The organism is Micromonospora sp. NPDC047740, assembly GCF_043204735.1.
Lineage (GTDB): Bacteria > Actinomycetota > Actinomycetes > Mycobacteriales > Micromonosporaceae > Micromonospora.
In genome coordinates this window covers 156,145-169,345 of record NZ_JBIDCT010000018.1, presented here as the reverse complement: position 1 = coordinate 169,345, position 13,201 = coordinate 156,145, and the positions used below count along the sequence as shown (strand labels likewise).

Annotated in this window: 18 protein-coding genes and 1 pseudogene; 9 read left to right on the top strand and 10 right to left on the bottom strand. The window is 73.3% G+C overall.

The genetic code is table 11. The features are described 5' to 3' along the window. Nucleotides 1-549 precede the first annotated feature (549 nt). On the bottom strand, nucleotides 550-1,833 hold the full coding sequence (tyrS, locus tag ACGF4F_RS29085) for a tyrosine--tRNA ligase (protein ID WP_357442773.1): 1,284 nt from the start codon (nucleotides 1,831-1,833) through the stop codon (nucleotides 550-552). A gap of 105 nt (nucleotides 1,834-1,938) precedes the next feature. Between tyrS and ACGF4F_RS29080 the strand changes: the two genes are divergently transcribed. The 4 genes from ACGF4F_RS29080 (at nucleotide 1,939) to ACGF4F_RS29065 (ending at nucleotide 4,343) form a co-directional block, all read left to right on the top strand. Beyond that, on the top strand, nucleotides 1,939-2,322 hold the full coding sequence (locus ACGF4F_RS29080) for a PaaI family thioesterase (RefSeq protein ID WP_357442799.1): 384 nt from the start codon (nucleotides 1,939-1,941) through the stop codon (nucleotides 2,320-2,322). A 101-nt stretch (nucleotides 2,323-2,423) separates the two neighbouring features. After that, complete coding sequence (locus tag ACGF4F_RS29075) at nucleotides 2,424-3,650, top strand: divalent metal cation transporter (protein ID WP_357442770.1); 1,227 nt, start codon at nucleotides 2,424-2,426, stop codon at nucleotides 3,648-3,650. Then, on the top strand, nucleotides 3,647-4,027 hold the full coding sequence (locus ACGF4F_RS29070; RefSeq protein WP_357442768.1) for a hypothetical protein: 381 nt from the start codon (nucleotides 3,647-3,649) through the stop codon (nucleotides 4,025-4,027). Before ACGF4F_RS29075 ends, ACGF4F_RS29070 begins: the two co-directional genes overlap by 4 nt. Next, on the top strand, nucleotides 4,014-4,343 hold the full coding sequence (locus ACGF4F_RS29065; RefSeq protein WP_357442766.1) for a PRC-barrel domain containing protein: 330 nt from the start codon (nucleotides 4,014-4,016) through the stop codon (nucleotides 4,341-4,343). Before ACGF4F_RS29070 ends, ACGF4F_RS29065 begins: the two co-directional genes overlap by 14 nt. Before the next feature lie 67 nt (nucleotides 4,344-4,410). On the opposite strand, the gene ACGF4F_RS29060 is transcribed toward ACGF4F_RS29065, so the two are convergent. Together ACGF4F_RS29060 and ACGF4F_RS29055 are read right to left on the bottom strand one after the other, a co-directional pair. Further along, nucleotides 4,411-5,052, bottom strand: a complete 642-nt coding sequence (locus tag ACGF4F_RS29060; RefSeq protein WP_357442764.1) for a hypothetical protein — start codon at nucleotides 5,050-5,052, stop codon at nucleotides 4,411-4,413. A gap of 10 nt (nucleotides 5,053-5,062) precedes the next feature. After that, nucleotides 5,063-5,566, bottom strand: a complete 504-nt coding sequence (locus ACGF4F_RS29055; protein ID WP_357442762.1) for a GNAT family N-acetyltransferase — start codon at nucleotides 5,564-5,566, stop codon at nucleotides 5,063-5,065. 135 nt (nucleotides 5,567-5,701) lie between these two features. Here ACGF4F_RS29055 and ACGF4F_RS29050 point away from each other — a divergent pair, with 135 nt between their 5' ends. Further along, nucleotides 5,702-5,986: a hypothetical protein gene (locus ACGF4F_RS29050; RefSeq protein WP_357442796.1), complete on the top strand. Its 285-nt coding sequence runs from the start codon at nucleotides 5,702-5,704 to the stop codon at nucleotides 5,984-5,986. Here the strand turns inward: ACGF4F_RS29050 and ACGF4F_RS29045 are convergent. After that, a complete protein-coding gene (locus tag ACGF4F_RS29045) occupies nucleotides 5,959-6,435 on the bottom strand; it encodes a cyclic nucleotide-binding domain-containing protein (RefSeq protein WP_393082104.1) in 477 nt (158 codons plus the stop codon). The genes ACGF4F_RS29050 and ACGF4F_RS29045 overlap by 28 nt on opposite strands. Before the next feature lie 272 nt (nucleotides 6,436-6,707). Between ACGF4F_RS29045 and ACGF4F_RS29040 the strand changes: the two genes are divergently transcribed. Then, entirely contained in the window at nucleotides 6,708-7,589 is an 882-nt protein-coding gene (locus tag ACGF4F_RS29040; protein ID WP_357442758.1) for a universal stress protein, read from the top strand. A gap of 21 nt (nucleotides 7,590-7,610) precedes the next feature. Here the strand turns inward: ACGF4F_RS29040 and ACGF4F_RS29035 are convergent, their stop codons facing one another. The 6 genes from ACGF4F_RS29035 to ACGF4F_RS29010 form a co-directional block, all read right to left on the bottom strand. After that, on the bottom strand, nucleotides 7,611-8,237 hold the full coding sequence (locus ACGF4F_RS29035) for an FMN reductase (protein ID WP_357442756.1): 627 nt from the start codon (nucleotides 8,235-8,237) through the stop codon (nucleotides 7,611-7,613). Next, entirely contained in the window at nucleotides 8,234-9,373 is a 1,140-nt protein-coding gene (locus tag ACGF4F_RS29030; RefSeq protein WP_357442754.1) for an LLM class flavin-dependent oxidoreductase, read from the bottom strand. The genes ACGF4F_RS29035 and ACGF4F_RS29030 overlap by 4 nt, the downstream gene beginning before the upstream one ends. Nucleotides 9,374-9,515: 142 nt before the next feature. Further along, nucleotides 9,516-9,878: a flagellar biosynthetic protein FliQ gene (locus tag ACGF4F_RS29025; protein ID WP_357442752.1), complete on the bottom strand. Its 363-nt coding sequence runs from the start codon at nucleotides 9,876-9,878 to the stop codon at nucleotides 9,516-9,518. Between the two features lie 66 nt (nucleotides 9,879-9,944). Next, nucleotides 9,945-10,220 carry a MoaD/ThiS family protein gene (locus ACGF4F_RS29020; protein WP_357442750.1) on the bottom strand — a complete coding sequence of 92 codons (276 nt, stop codon included), beginning with the start codon at nucleotides 10,218-10,220 and terminating at the stop codon, nucleotides 9,945-9,947. Then, entirely contained in the window at nucleotides 10,221-11,303 is a 1,083-nt protein-coding gene (locus ACGF4F_RS29015; protein ID WP_357442749.1) for an exo-alpha-sialidase, read from the bottom strand. 176 nt (nucleotides 11,304-11,479) lie between these two features. Beyond that, entirely contained in the window at nucleotides 11,480-12,109 is a 630-nt protein-coding gene (locus ACGF4F_RS29010) for a DNA-3-methyladenine glycosylase (protein WP_357442747.1), read from the bottom strand. 75 nt (nucleotides 12,110-12,184) lie between these two features. On the opposite strand from ACGF4F_RS29010, the gene ACGF4F_RS29005 reads away from it, so the two are divergent. The 3 genes and pseudogenes from ACGF4F_RS29005 to ACGF4F_RS28995 form a co-directional block, all read left to right on the top strand. Further along, nucleotides 12,185-12,619, top strand: coding sequence for a DNA-binding protein (locus ACGF4F_RS29005; RefSeq protein ID WP_357442745.1), 435 nt, complete (start codon nucleotides 12,185-12,187; stop codon nucleotides 12,617-12,619). 59 nt (nucleotides 12,620-12,678) lie between these two features. Continuing rightward, on the top strand, nucleotides 12,679-13,032 hold the full coding sequence (locus ACGF4F_RS29000; RefSeq protein WP_357442743.1) for an MmcQ/YjbR family DNA-binding protein: 354 nt from the start codon (nucleotides 12,679-12,681) through the stop codon (nucleotides 13,030-13,032). Between the two features lie 39 nt (nucleotides 13,033-13,071). Beyond that, nucleotides 13,072-13,179, top strand: a pseudogene (locus tag ACGF4F_RS28995) (DUF397 domain-containing protein); the annotation flags it as partial. Nucleotides 13,180-13,201: the final 22 nt, after the last annotated feature.

Below are 13,201 nucleotides of genomic sequence, written 5' to 3'. Positions count from 1 at the left end.
TTTGGCACTGGCTTATCAAACACCCTGTTGAGTTCTCAAAGAACAACCACACACCATCCAGCAACCCTGCACTCCACAGGACCCTGTCCGGGGCATTTCGTTCACCGCGACCGCCGCTCTCGCGCCGGGCACTTTTACTACGTTACCCGGTGGTTTCTGCCGTGTCAAACCGCTGTCTGGCGGTTCGTCGTGCTTCCACCCTTTTGCCGGGCACCTCGATTCGACCGACTCGCGCCCGGACGCCTCGTGGATTTCGGCAGGACGGCCGCTGCGGTCTCCCGCTTGCTCGTCCGTGTCCCTGCCGGCCGATAACCTTACCCGGTCGGTTCCGCCTCGCCAAATCCGCCTCGCGGCGAATCCGGGGCACCACCCGGGTCCAGGGTCAGACAGAGAGAACCATCCGATCCTGGCGGTTATTTCCCGCGCTCCGGCCTTTTCGGCTTTCGCCCTGTTTCGTCCGTTCCGCGCTGGCAGAGAGAAAGTTACGCGCCCAGCGGTTTGATCGTCAAATCCGCCGGGCGCGTCCCGCGTCACATTGTCGAGATACGACTATTTGCCCAGGTCAACGCCGGCGAAGGAGCGCTTGCCGCGGCGCAGCACCAGGTACCGCCCGTGCAGCAGGTCGTCCGCCGACACGGTCGCGTCGACGTCCGTCACCCGGGTGTTGTTGACGTACGCGCCGCCTTCGGCGATCACCCGGCGCGCCTCCTTCATGCTCGGCACCAGCCCGGACTCCTTGAGCAGGCCGGCGACGTCCGGCAGCTCGGCCAGGTGGACCAGGCCGGCCTCGGTCAACGCGGCGCGCAGGGTCGCCGGGGTCAGCTCCTCGAGCGAACCGCGGCCGAAGAGCGCCTGGCTGGCGGCCACCGCCTGGGCCATCTCCCGCTCGCCGTGCACCAGCGCGGTCAGCTCCTCGGCGAGCGCCCGTTGGGCCAGGCGGGCCTGGGGCCGTTCCGCGGTCGCCTTCTCCAGCTCCTCCAACTCCTCCCGGGAGCGGAAGCTGAAGTAGCGCAGGTAGCGGACGACGTCGCGGTCGTCGGCGTTGACCCAGAACTGGTAGAAGGCGTAGGGGCTGGTCATCTCCGGGTCGAGCCATATGGAGCCGCCCTCGGTCTTGCCGAACTTGGTGCCGTCCGACTTGGTGACCAGCGGCGTGGTGAAGGCCTCCACCGGCCCGGCGCCCCGTCGGCGGATGTAGTCGACCCCGGCGGTGATGTTGCCCCACTGGTCCGAGCCGCCGTACTGGAGCTGGCAGCCGTGCCGGCGGTGCAGTTCGAAGAAGTCGTTGGCCTGCAGCAGCTGGTAGCTGAACTCGGTGAAGCTGATGCCGGTCTCCAGCCGGGCCTTGACCACCTCGCGGGCCAGCATCTTGTTCACCGGGAAGTGCTTGCCGACGTCGCGGAGGAACTCGACCACCGACATCTCGCCGGTCCAGTCCAGGTTGTTGACCAGTCGGGCCGCGTTCTCCCCGGTGTACGAGACGAACGGGGCGAGCTGGTCGTGGATGCGCTGGACCCAGCCCGCCACCACCTCGGGCGGGTTGAGGGTGCGCTCGGCGGTCTCCTTCGGGTCGCCGATCTGGCCGGTGGCACCGCCGACCAGCAGCAGCGGCCGGTGCCCGGCGAGCTGGAGCCGGCGCGCGGTGATGACCTGCATGAGGTGGCCGACGTGCAGGCTGGGCGCGGTCGGATCGAAGCCCACATAGAAGGTGGCCGTCCCGCCGTCGAGCAGCTCGCGCAGCTCGTCGAGGCCGGTCGAGTCCTGGATCAGGCCCCGCCACTGCAGGTCTTCGGTCAGGGAGTCCCGCCCCTGCGGGAGGTTGCTGTCGGTCACGGCTACCGATTCTCCCCCATCACCGCCCCGGACCCGTACCGGGTTTGCCCACGCCGGGGCGATTAGGCTGGCGCTCCATCAAGGGCGAGGAGGGCTGCCGTGGAGATGCCGGACCTGACCGGGGGCTTCGTGGCCCTGCTGGGCCTGAAGTTCGACGAGGTCAGCGGGGACCGGGTGGTGATCCGCTGGCAGGTCCGCCCGGAGCTGCACCAGCCGTACGGGATCCAGCACGGCGGGGTCTACTGCTCGGTGGTGGAGACGGCGGCCAGCATCGGCGGCGCGCTCTGGCTGGGCGACAAGGGCCAGGTGGTGGGCGTGTCCAACCAGACGGACTTCCTGCGCGCGGTGCGGGACGGCGAGCTGACCGCGGTGGGCACCCCGATCCACCGGGGCCGGAGTCAGCAGCTCTGGCTGGTGGAGATCACCGACGGGGACGGCCGGTTGGTCGCGCGTGGCCAGGTACGGCTGCAGAATCTCGCTGCCGCCTGACCCCGGACGGGTGCCGGGCGACGGCCTGGTCGATTCACCCCAAAAGAGATACTTGACGCCGATATCGTCGCGTCGATGAGATCACCCGCTCCCGGCCCGACGTGAGGAAGCTCCTCGCCGCCACCCTCGGCGTCCTGTCCGCCATCGGCGGCTTCGTCGACATCGGCGACCTGGTGGCGGCGAGCCAGGCCGGTGCCCGGTTCGGCATGGCCCACGCGTGGGTGCTGCTCGTCGGGGTGCTGGGCATCTGCGCGTACGCGGAGATGTCCGGCCGGATCGCGGCGGTGAGCGGCCGGGCCGTGTTCGACCTGGTCCGGGAGCGGCTGGGGCCGCGGGTGGCGCTGCTCAACCTGGTCGCCTCCTACCTGGTCACGGTGGTCACCCTCGCCGCGGAGCTGGGCGGGGTGGCCCTGGCGCTGCAGCTGGCGACCGGGCTCAGCTACCTGCTCTGGGTGCCGGTGGCCGCGGTCGCGGTCTGGCTGGTGCTGTGGCGGATGCGCTTCGCGCTGATGGAGCGGGTGTTCGGGCTGGCCGGGTTGGCGCTGCTGGTGTTCGCGGTCGCACTGTTCGCCCTGCCCACCGACTGGGCGCGCCTCGGCCACGAGGCGGTGTACGTCAGCTCCGCCGGGGCGGGCTGGTCGGTGTACTGGTTCGTGGCGGTGGCGCTGTTCGCCTCCACGGTCAGCCCGTACGAGGTCTTCTTCTTCTCCTCCGGCGGGGTGGAGGAGAAGTGGAGCGCCGCCGACCTGGCCGACGCGCGGTCCAGCGTGCTGATCGGCTTCCCGGTCGGCGGATTCCTGGCGTTGTCGCTGCTCGCCGTGGCGGCCGTGGCGTACCACCCGTCCGGGACGGCGCTGGACAGCCTCGACCAGGTGGCCCGGCCGGTGGCGACCGCGCTGGGCGGGGCCGGGCTGGCGGTCGCGGTGCTGGCGTTCTTCGCGGTTACCTTCGGCGCCGCGCTGGAGACCGGGCTGTCCGCCGCGTACGCGGTGGCGCAGTACTTCGGCTGGCAGTGGGGTAAGCGGGTCACCCCCCGGGAGGCTGCCCGGTTCCACACCGTGCTGCTGGTCAGCGTGCTGCTCGGGGTGCTGATGCTGCTGACCACCATCGACCCGGTGCAGCTCACCGAGTACATGCTGGTGCTCAGCGCGTTGGTGCTGCCGCTGACGTACCTGCCGATCCTGGTGGTGGCCAACGACCGCAACTACCTGGGCGACCGGGTCAACGGCCGGTGGATGAACCTGCTCGGGGCGGTGTTCCTGCTGCTCATCGTCGCCGCGTCGGTGGCGGCGATCCCATTGGCGATCATCACGAGGATGGGACAGTGAGGCTCCAGCTCGCCAAGCAGCTGCTCGACCGGCAGATCGTCGACCGGGACGGCCGGCTGGTCGGCCGGGTCGACGACATCGCGTTCGCGATCGACGCCGAGGGAGTGCCGTACGTGGACTGCCTGCTCTCCGGGCACGGCGTGCTGGGGCAGCGGATCGGCGGCCGGATCGGGCGGTTCCTGGTGTCGATCGCCGAGCGGTTCGCCGAGGAGGTGCCGGTGCCGCCGCGACGCATCCCGCTCGCCCAGGTCGCCGAGGTGGACAGCGCGGTACGCCTGCGCTGCCCGGCGGCCGACCTGCCGCCGTCCCCCACCGAGTCCTGGCTGCGCCGGCACGTGATCGACCAGATCCCGGGGGCGGATCATGCGCGCCGGTGAGCTGCTCGGCCGGATGGCGTACGACCTGCACGGGCGGCGGCTGGGCCGGGTGGTCGACGTGGTGGTGCGCGGTGGCTGGCCGCCGGACCGGCTGCGGATCACCGACGTGATCGTGGCCGGCCACTGGTGGACCCGGGTGGTCGGGCGACTGATCGCGCCGGAGCTGCACCCGTCGGGACCGTGGCTGCTGCGCGCCGCCGCCCGGGTCCTCGGCCGGAGCACCCATCAGTTCCCCGCCGACCGGGTGCAGCTGCTCCCGCCGGTCCCGGACTTCCCGTTCGGCGCGCCGTCGGGGCCGGCGGACCACACCGGCTGAGGCGGCCCGGCCGGCACCGGCCGCGGCGGCCCGGTGCCCATCGGACGCGCCGGATTCGCTCCCCCGGCTACCCGCGCTGCCCGGCCGGGGCTGCGGGCAGGTCCAGCACGAACGCGTCACCCTCCGGGTTGAAGCCGAGCCGGTGGTAGTACGGGGCGACCATGCCGGGCGGGCTGACCACCCGGCGGAAGCCGCGGTCGGTGAAGAGGCGGCTGCGCCGGTAGACGAACTCGCCCGGCGTGAAGTCGCGGAACGGCGGGGTGACGTAGTCGAGGTCGATCTGGGCCACCCCATCGGCCTCGGCGTGCGACACCACCACGCCGACCACCTCGTCGGCGCGGACCACGAGGAACGCCGAGCGGTCGGCGCCGGCCGGGTCCCAGCGGAAGGCGGGGTTGAACCGGGCGATGTCGGCGGCGTGCACCCGCAGCGTGTGGGCCAGGAAGGCGTCCCCGGTGCCCACCTCGACCACCTGGTAGGTCTGCTCGTCGTGCCGGGTAACCAGCAGCTTCCGCAGGTACCAGACGTTGATCACGGCGAGCACCACGTTCAGCCCGACCATGGGCCACACCTGCACGGCGGCGTTGTAGCCGATCAGGATGAGGCAGCCGACGAGGTTGAGGGCGCGCAGCCGCAGGATGCGCGTCTGCAGCAGCGACCAGACCAGCAACGCGGAGCCGGCCCAGCCGACGAGTTCCAGCCAGTTCACCCGGGCGAGACTAGTGGTCGCGCTGGTCAGCCGCCACGGCGGGCAGCTCCAGCACGTACTCCTCGACCTCGGTCCCGCGGCCGTTGGCGTACCCGGAGTCCTCACCGACCACCACGAAGCCGCACTTGCGGAGCACGGCGAGCGAGGCGGCGTTGTCCTTGGCGGCGCGGGCGTGCACCGGACGCTGCGGCAGCTCACGCAGCAGCGCGGCGAGCGCGGCGGTGGCGTGGCCCCGGCCCCAGCGGCGCGGATCGATCCAGTAGCTGACCTCGGTGCGCTCCCCCACCGGGAAGGCGGTCACGCGCCCGACCACCTCCCCGCCGACCGTCACGGTCCGGAGGACGATGCGCGGGTCGGCGCGGATGCGCGTCCAATGGTCGTCGAAGGCGGCCCGGTCGGCCGGGTCCTTCGGGCCGAACGCGGCCATCCAATTGGCCTGTGGATCCTGCTCGTGGCGAAAGAACGCGGGCAGGTCATCGTCGCGCACCGGGCGGAGCCGCACCTCACTGGTCACCGCCGGAGGATACGCGGACCGACCGACAGGTTCGGACCCGCTGGCGAACGGGCGACGTCACCCGGGCGGTGGACCGGCGCCCGGACCCGCCCCGGACGCCCCGGGTGGGAGCGGAGGATTCGTCGGGTGAAGCGGATGACCCACTGCCGGCACCGGCCGGCATTCCCGATGCGTACCCCCAGAGCCTCCGTCACGGGCCCGATGCTGGCCGGCCCCCGGGCCCTGGGCCCGACGGCGGCCGCGCCACTGGCGCTCGCCGCGGCGGCGCTCGGTGCCGTCGCGGTCGGCACGCTGGCGATCGGTCGGCTGGCGATCCGCCGGGCGGTCATCAAGGAGCTGCGGATCGGCCGGCTGGAGGTGGACGAGCTGGTCGTGCGGCGGACCGACGGCGGTCAGCCGGTGGGCGGCAGCGTCGTCTGATAGCCGTACAGCTCCAACAGGCGGACCCGGGAGGCCTGCAGCCGGTCCACCACCACGCTCATGAAGCGGGTGGTGAGCTGCCGGCCGAGCGCGTCGTCGGACTCCATCAGCCGGCGTACCCCGGCGGCCTGGAACTCGACGGCGAGACTGCGCCGCGCGGCCACCGCCCCGAACTGCCATCGGTACGGCGGGAAGAGCCAGGACCAGCCGACGACCCCGCCCACGCCGATCGTCTCGATCCCCACGTCACCGCGACCGGGCACCGGGAAGTCCAGCGCCACCTCGCCGCCGCGGACCAGCCAGAACCGCTCCGCCGGCTGCCCGGCGCGGAACAGCCGGTGACCGGGGTGCCACACCACGGGGCGGGCGTGACCGGTCAGCGGGGGCAGCCACTCCGGCGGCAGCCCGGCGAGGAACGGATGCGCGCGGAGCATCTCCAGCGGAGTCATCAGTCTCACCCCCGTCCACAGTCCGGGTCCTGGATCCATTGGACCTCGCCCCGGCCGGGATCGTCAGGGCCGAAGGTCCCGGGCCGCGGATGCGCGACGCCGCCCGATTTCCCCCGGGACGCCTCCGCGCCGGTACCTCCCCCGCCGACGCGGATGGCGGTCCGGCTGGCCGAACCTCGGGCCCGAGGTGTCGACGCCGGGATAGCCGGGCAAATGCGGTCCGGGGACGAGCGGGCCGCCGACAATGGCCTGAGCCGACCGAAGGGACGCCGATGAACCGACCTGTCGTGGTGGGGGTCGACGGATCACCGACCAGCCTGACCGCCGCCGAGCACGCCGCGCGGGCGGCCGTCCAGCGATCCCGGCCGCTGCACCTGGTGCACGGCTACCTGCACCCGCTCGGCTACGGCGTGCCACTCAACCCGTACGACCTCGGCGTGCCGGCGCCGACCGAGGCGGCGCAGAAGATGCTCGAACAGGTGGCCGGCGACCTGACCGACCGGCATCCGGGCCTGCGGGTGGAGGTACGCCAGGTGGCCGGCGGTCCGGGCGCCACGCTCGTCGAGGAGTCCCGCCGGGCCGACCTGGTGGTGGTGGGCAGCCGGGGGATGGGCGGGTTCGCCGGGCTGCTGCTCGGCTCGGTCAGCGGCCAGGTGGCCCAGCACGGGCACTGCCCGGTGCTGGTGGTCCGCCCGGCCGAGCAGCCGATCCCGGTCGACGGACCGGTGCTGGTCGGCGTGGACGGCTCCGAGTCGGGCGGGCTCGCCGTCCGGCTGGCCGCCGACGAGGCGGACCGCCGCGACAACGACCTCGTGCTGGTGCACGTCCGGCCGCTTGAGCGGGCCGGTACGGTGCCGGAGCAGGGGGCCGAGTCCGCGGCGGCCGGGCAGGCCGAATCGGCCGAGCTGCTGGCCCGGGCGGCGGCCCAGGTCCGCGCGGACCATCCGGTGCTGACCGTGGTCGAGCGGCCGGTCCGGGCCGCCTCCCCGGAGCAGGCCCTGATCGAGGCGAGCGGGGAGGCGGCGCTGGTGGTGGTCGGGTCGCGGGGCCGCGGCGGCTTCGCCGGACTGCTGCTCGGGTCGGTCAGCCAGGCGCTGGTGCAGCACGCACACTGCCCGGTGCTGGTGGCCCATCCGTACGAGCGGGCGGAGTGAGGACCGCCGGGGACGGGCCGGTCAGACCGGGTCGCGGCCGGCGAGCAGGTCCTCGAAGTTGGTGGTGAGGGCGAACGGGTCGGCCGGGCCGGTCGCGACCGGACGGCGGTCCACCTGCTCAGCCAGCTCGACCCCGGCCCGCCGGATGCGGGCCCGCAGGGCACCGTCGGCGCTCTCGCCGGACCAGTCCTCCGGCGCCGCGTAGACCACCGTCGGCACCACCACCGCCCGCAGGTACGCGAACATCGGCCGGACCGCGTGCTCCAGGGCGAGCGAGTGCCGGGCGGTGCCCCCCGTGGCGCCGATCAGCACCGGCCGGTCGGCCAGGGCGTCCCGGTCCACCACGTCGAAGAACGACTTGAACAGCCCGTTGTACGAGGCGTTGAAGATCGGGGTGACCGCGATCAGTCCGTCCGCCCCGGCCACGGTGTCCAGCGCCTCCCGCAGGGCGGCCGACGGGAAGCCGGTGAGCAGGTGGTTCACCACGTCGTGGGCGTGCTCGCGCAGCTCGATCGGACGGATCTCCACCTCGGCGCCGCGCCGGACCAGCTCGTCGCGGGCGGCCGCGGCGAGCTGGTCGGCGAGAAGCCGGGTCGAGGAGGGCTGGCCGAGGCCGGCGGAGACCACCGCCAGGGTGCGCCGGGTCATCGGGCCGCCTCGGGCGCCTTGCCGGTCACGTCGTCGACGGCGTGCACCGTGTTGTCCTTGGCGCCGCCGGCCGCGGCCAGCAGCGAGGCGTGGGTGGGCGCCTCCGGCACGTGCACCGGCCGCAGCGAGTCGAACTCCTTGCGCAGCACCGGGACGACCTCCTCGCCGAGGAGATCGAGCTGTTCCAGGACGGTCTTCAGGGGCAGCCCGGCGTGGTCCATCAGGAAGAGCTGACGCTGGTAGTCGCCGACGTACTCGCGGAAGCCGAGCGTGCGGTCGATGACCTGCTGCGGGCTGCCCACGGTCAGCGGGGTCTCCCGGGTGAACTCCTCCAGCGACGGCCCGTGCCCGTAGACCGGGGCGTTGTCGAAGTACGGCCGGAACTCGCGGACGGCGTCCTGGGAGTTCTTCCGCATGAACACCTGCCCGCCGAGGCCGACGATGGCCTGGTCGGCGGAGCCGTGGCCGTAGTGCTCGAAGCGCTGCCGGTAGAGCCCGATCATCCGCTGGGTGTGCTCCTTGGGCCAGAAGATGTGGTTGGCGAAGAAGCCGTCGCCGTAGTAGGCCGCCTGCTCGGCGATCTCGGGGCTGCGGATCGAGCCGTGCCAGACGAACGGCGGCACCCCGTCGAGCGGGCGCGGGGTGGCGGTGAACGACTGCAGCGGGGTGCGGAACCGGCCCTTCCAGTCGACCACGTCCTCACGCCACAGCCGGTGCAGCAGGTCGTAGTTCTCGATCGCGAGGGGGATGCCGTTGCGGATGTCCTGCCCGAACCACGGGTAGACCGGGCCGGTGTTGCCGCGGCCCAGCATCAGGTCCACCCGGCCGTCGGCCAGGTGCTGGAGCATCGCGTAGTCCTCGGCGATCTTCACCGGGTCGTTGGTGGTGATCAGCGTGGTCGAGGTGGAGAGCAGCAGCCGCTCGGTCCGGGCGGCGAGGTAGCCGAGCATGGTGGTCGGCGACGAGGGCACGAACGGCGGGTTGTGGTGCTCGCCGGTGGCGAAGACGTCGAGCCCGACCTCCTCGGCCTTGAGCGCGATGGCCACCATGGCCTTGATCCGCTCACGCTCGGACGGCAGCCGCCCGTTGGTCGGGTCGACCGTGACGTCGCCGACGGTGAAGACTCCGAACTGCATGATCCAGCTCCTCGCGTGACGCCCGGGCCGGTGCGGCCCGGATCGCACCCCACAACATATTTGACGAGTCAACTATTCCGTCATGGGTCGTGGGCCGCGTGGCCCAGATCACCACCCACCGGCCGGTTGCGGCCCGCCGGCGTCACTCCTGTCCGGCGTACGGCGGCCGCCCGCCCGACGGCGGGTACGCCGACCCGGGCGCCTGAGCGGGCGGGTGCGGCTGGGCCGGCGGCGGATACGGCTGGCCCAGCTGGCCGGCGTATGGGTACTGGGCCGGCGGCCAGCCGTGCTGCGGATGGGGCTGACCCGGGTAGGGCTGACTGGCGTGGAACTGGCCCGGGTGCGGGTACGGCTGCCCCAGGTGGGGGTGCGGCGGCCGACCCGGGGTGGCGGCCGACTTCCGGCGCGCCCGCTGCACGGCCACGACCACGCCGACGATCAGGGCCACCAGCAGGACTGGGCAGCCCACGTACCCGAAGAGGTAGCCCGCCTCGTACGCCGTCACCGCGCCGCTCCCCTCGTCCGGTGGATCGGCCGACGCTAGCGGATCGGGCTGCGGCGCGCAGCCCCGTCAGCCGCCGGCCACCGAGGGGAGCACCTGCACCTCCGCGCCGTCGCCGACCGGGGCGTCCAGCCCGCCGGCGTGCCGGCAGTCCTCGCCGTCGACGTAGACGTTGACGTAGCGGCGCAGCTCGCCGCGCTCGTCGCGGATCCGGCGGCCCAGCCGGGGCCAGGCGCCGTCGAGCTCGTCGAGGACGGCCCGCAGCGTGCCGGTGGCGGCGACGGTCAGCCGGCTCGCGCCGCCCGCCTCGCCGCGCAGCGGGCCGGGCAGCAGCACGGTGACCACTCACACCTCCGCGGCCCGGACGCAGAGCACGTCCGGCAGGTGGGCGGCGACCAGCGACCAGGAGTCACCCTCGTCCGGGCTGGCGTAGACCTCGCCGGAGCGGGTGCCGAAGTAGACCCCGGCCGGGTCGGCGTCGTCGGCGCACATCGCGTCGCGCAGCACCGACGGGTAGAACGGCCCCTCGGGCAGCCCGACCGAGAGCGGCTCCCACTTGTCGCCCGCGTCGGTGGAGCGGTAGACCCGGCAGCGGTGGTCGACCGGGAAGCGCTCCCCGTCGGCGACCAGCGGGAAGACGTAGACCGTGCCGGGGCGGGACGGGTGGGCGACCATCGGGAAGCCGAAGTCGCTGGGCAGGCCGGCGGCGATCGAGCTCCAGGTGCGCCCGTCGTCGTCGGAGCGGTAGACGCCGTGGTGGTTCTGCGCGTAGAGCCGATCCGGGTTGCCGACGTCCCGGGCGATCTTGTGGACGCACTGCCCGAACTCGGGCCACTCGTCGGGCAGGAAGTAGGCCCGGATGCCGCTGTTACCGGGCGTCCAGCTCGCCCCGGCGTCCTCGGTGCGGTAGACCCCGCCGGTGGACATGGCCACCGCCATCCGGGCCGGATCCCGCGGATGCGGCAGCACGCTGTGGATCGCCTGGCCACCGAAGCCGGCGGCCCAGGACTCGCGGTGCGGATGGTCCCAGAGCGCCCGGACGAGCTGGAAGCTGCGCCCGCCGTCGTCCGAGCGGAACAGCGCGGACGGCTCGGCACCGGCCCAGACCACGTCGGGCTGGTCGGCGCCCGCCGGAGTGAGCTGCCAGACCCGGCCCAGGCTGGCGCCGGTGTCGGCCGGGAAACCCACCGGCGCCCGGTCGGGCTCCTGCCAGGAGGCGCCGAGGTCGTCGCTGGTCGCCACGCTCGGCCCGAAGTGCGAGCTGGTCATCCCGGCGAGCAGGCGGGGCCAGCCGGCGCGCTTGTCGACGGCGACCGCGTAGACGCCGGTCATCGGGAAGTGCGGGCCGGTCACCTCCCAGGCACGTCGATCGGCGCTGGTGGCGAGGAAGAGCCCCTTGCCGGTGCCGATTGCGAGCAGTGTCGCCATGCCGGTCCTCCGATCCGTGCCGAGCGGGTGGCTGCCGGGTCCGGGCGGCACCCGGCGAGAGGCGTACGACGCGGGCGGGCGGGACCTGACGTCGTGATTATGGTCACCCCGTCCGACAGAATGCCGCTTCACCGGGCCGGTGGCCAGCCCGCACCGCCGTCCGGCAGTCGCCGGTGTCAGCGACGGGTGCGGGGCACGTGGCGGCGGTAGGCGCTCACCGTCGGGTCGCCGGCGACCCAGAACCGCCAGGGCATGTCGTGCGCCCCGGTCACCCCGACCCGGGGGCCGGCCGCGATCGCCGTCGCCGGCACCGGCACCGCGGGCGGCCGCAGCCGTACCGGGCCGTCGCCGAGCAGGTCGACGCCGTAGACCGCGCCGTCGATGCCGAGCGCCGCGCAGAGCCGGGCGGGCCCGCGGGCCAGGTCCACGTCCCGGCGTACGGCAGGGCGTCGCGACCGGGCCGCGGCCGGCCCGTCGACCACCTCGCCGGCGCGCAGCAGCACCGCCGAGGCCTCCCCGTCCGGGCCGGTGACCACGTTCATGCACCAGTGCATCCCGTAGGTGAAGTAGACGTACGCCCGCCCGGACGGGCCGAACATCACCGCGTTGCGCTTGGTGCGGCCCCGGTGCGCGTGCGAGGCCGGGTCCCCGGCGGTGCCGGCGTACGCCTCGACCTCGGTGATCCGGACGGTGACCCCGCCGGCGGTGAGCAGGCAGCCGAGCAGCCCGCGGGCGGCCGGCACGACCGGCCCGGCCAGCAGGTCGGCCAGGTCGGCTGCGGTGGTGGCGGGCTCGGCACTGGTCATGGGTCGACGATAGCCCGTGGGGCGCTGGCGATCTTTTCAATAGGCCGTTGACAAGATGCTGTTCAAGGGTGTGTCATGGAACCCATGCCCACGCTGGACAACGACCCGTTCACCGCTCCGGACGCGGCCCAGGCCCGCGCGCACCGCAACTACGCCGCGCTGCTGCGGATCGCCGAGCGCCATGCCGGCACCAATGCCCGCCGCCGGCGGTACGCACACCCCGACGTGCCGGACGCGTACGAGGCGGCCACGCTGGTGATGGCCCTCGCCGGCGGCGCGGAGCTGGAGCCCGGCGAGGAGCCGGTCGACCAGGCGGACCTGATGGCCGCGCTGACCCTGGTCCCGCACGTGCGGGCCGAGGTGGACGCGCTCGAGGCGGGCCTGGTGCAGGTGGCCCGCGGCCGGGGGCTGACCTGGCAGGCGATCGCCTTCGGGCTCGGGCTGGGCAGCGCCCAGGCGGCCCGGCAGCGCTACGACCGGATCACGGTACGCACCGGCACCACCGACTGACCGGCGGAAGCTGTCACAGGGCCCGGCGAGACTGCCCGGGTGGACGGGACGAGGACGCGATGACGCGCGACGAGATGCGGGCGTACTGCCTGGCGAAGCCGGGCGCCTGGCTGGACCAGCCGTGGGAGGGCGACGAGGTGGTCAAGGTCGGCAGCAGGATCTTCGCCTTCCTCGGCTCGCCGGAGGGCGACGCGCGGGTGGGCCTGAAGTGCGGCCCGTCCCGGGAGGTCGCCGACGAGTGGCTGCACCGGTTCCCCGACGACGCCCGCGCCTCCCCCTACATCGGCCGTTCGGGGTGGAACACGCTGCGGCTCGACGGCGGCATCCCCGACGAGGAACTGCGCGAGGCGCTCGACGGGTCGTACGACGCGGTGGTGGCCAAGCTGCCCAAGCGCGAGCGACCGACGACCTGACCGCAGTCACGGTGGGACACACCGGCCGCGTTGAGGTGGCTGCCGGGCGTGGTTGCCGTCCGGGACAGCAAGGACCCGGCCGGTCCGGTGCTCGCCTTCGACCCGCAGGCGTGGCGCTCGTTCGTCGAGTTCGCCAAGCAGTCCTGACACGGCAAAGGAGCAGGCCCTC

Coding starts and splice junctions, on each gene's coding strand:
- ACGF4F_RS29080 (WP_357442799.1), top strand. CDS start 1,939: ATGCCGGACCTGACCGGGGGCTTCGTGGCCCTGCTGGGCCTGAAGTTC.
- ACGF4F_RS29065 (WP_357442766.1), top strand. CDS start 4,014: ATGCGCGCCGGTGAGCTGCTCGGCCGGATGGCGTACGACCTGCACGGG.
- ACGF4F_RS29050 (WP_357442796.1), top strand. CDS start 5,702: ATGACCCACTGCCGGCACCGGCCGGCATTCCCGATGCGTACCCCCAGA.
- ACGF4F_RS29045 (WP_393082104.1), bottom strand. CDS start 6,435: ATGACTCCGCTGGAGATGCTCCGCGCGCATCCGTTCCTCGCCGGGCTG.
- ACGF4F_RS29040 (WP_357442758.1), top strand. CDS start 6,708: ATGAACCGACCTGTCGTGGTGGGGGTCGACGGATCACCGACCAGCCTG.
- ACGF4F_RS29035 (WP_357442756.1), bottom strand. CDS start 8,237: ATGACCCGGCGCACCCTGGCGGTGGTCTCCGCCGGCCTCGGCCAGCCC.
- ACGF4F_RS29030 (WP_357442754.1), bottom strand. CDS start 9,373: ATGCAGTTCGGAGTCTTCACCGTCGGCGACGTCACGGTCGACCCGACC.
- ACGF4F_RS29015 (WP_357442749.1), bottom strand. CDS start 11,303: ATGGCGACACTGCTCGCAATCGGCACCGGCAAGGGGCTCTTCCTCGCC.
- ACGF4F_RS29010 (WP_357442747.1), bottom strand. CDS start 12,109: ATGACCAGTGCCGAGCCCGCCACCACCGCAGCCGACCTGGCCGACCTG.
- ACGF4F_RS29005 (WP_357442745.1), top strand. CDS start 12,185: ATGGAACCCATGCCCACGCTGGACAACGACCCGTTCACCGCTCCGGAC.
- ACGF4F_RS29000 (WP_357442743.1), top strand. CDS start 12,679: ATGACGCGCGACGAGATGCGGGCGTACTGCCTGGCGAAGCCGGGCGCC.